Genomic DNA, 1025 nt, shown 5'->3' with positions numbered 1-1025 from the left:
TGGAGCGTACCCGGTTTGATGGACGGGGTGGGGGTTGGTCCGGGTTCCCGACTGTAGGAGACTACTTTTATGGGTTCCACTCGCAGGAGCTTCACTGATGAATATAAGCGTGACGCGGTAGCGTTGGTTATTGAGGGTGGGCATTCCGTGCCCGAGGTTGCCAAGAAACTCGCTATTAGCGAAACGACTATTAGGAAGTGGATGAAGAAGATTCAACCGGACTCGATTGTGGCTACTGAGAAACCGTTGACCGAGTCAGAGAGGATGGAGCTGCAGCGTTTACGCACGGAAAACGCTAAACTTGAAATGCAGCTCGACTTCGCAAAAAAAGTTTCGACCTGGTTCGCGAAAGGCCAGCAGTGATCTTCGCTGCTATTGCGGACTGGGCTGATTCAAATACGTACGACGTTTCGTTCATGTGCGCCGAGCTCGGCGTCTCCACCTCTGGCTACTACGCTTGGCGCAACCGCGGCCCCAGTGTCCGGAAGGTCCAGGACGAGACCTTGCTGGAGGTCATCAAGGCCGCACATAAGGACCTTGACGGCAACCCCGGGGTGCGTCGGACCTGGGCGGAATTAACCGCTCAGGGGTGGCGGATCAGCGCCAAACGCGTGCACCGGCTGATGCGGGTCGCCGGGCTGCAGGGCCGTCATCCCAAAGCGTGGAAGGTCACCACCGTTCCCGGTGAGGAGAAGGTCAACGCACCCGATCTGATCAAACGCAACTTCACCGCCGCCGAGCCCAATACGGCCTGGTGCGGGGATATCACCTACATCAAGACCTGGGACGGGTGGGCCTACCTCGCCACCGTCATCGATCTGCATTCGCGCGCCCTGGTCGGCTGGGCCCTGGACACCCACATGCGCACGTCTCTGGTCACCGATGCCCTGGATATGGCCATCACCCGCCGCCAACCGCCGGCACCGGTAATCTTCCATTCAGACCGCGGCACGCAATACACTTCAAATGAATTCGCCACATATTGTGTGAATAACAAAATTATACGCTCTCTCGGACGGACCGGG

2 protein-coding genes are annotated in these 1025 nt (G+C 58.1%); both read left to right on the top strand.

Annotation, left to right across the window (positions count from 1 at the left end):
- Window positions 1-69: 69 nt before the first annotated feature.
- Window positions 70-363, top strand: coding sequence for a transposase (locus QMG52_RS21735; protein ID WP_283562479.1), 294 nt, complete (start codon window positions 70-72; stop codon window positions 361-363).
- Window positions 360-1025: IS3 family transposase (locus tag QMG52_RS21730; RefSeq protein ID WP_283562478.1), on the top strand; the 666-nt coding region annotated here is incomplete at its 3' end. The genes QMG52_RS21735 and QMG52_RS21730, both read left to right, overlap by 4 nt.

It is taken from the genome of Paenarthrobacter sp. PH39-S1, assembly GCF_030063245.1.
GTDB lineage: Bacteria > Actinomycetota > Actinomycetes > Actinomycetales > Micrococcaceae > Arthrobacter_M.
The sequence above is the reverse complement of the archived record's forward strand: the minus strand, read 5'-3'. Positions and strand labels throughout refer to the sequence as shown.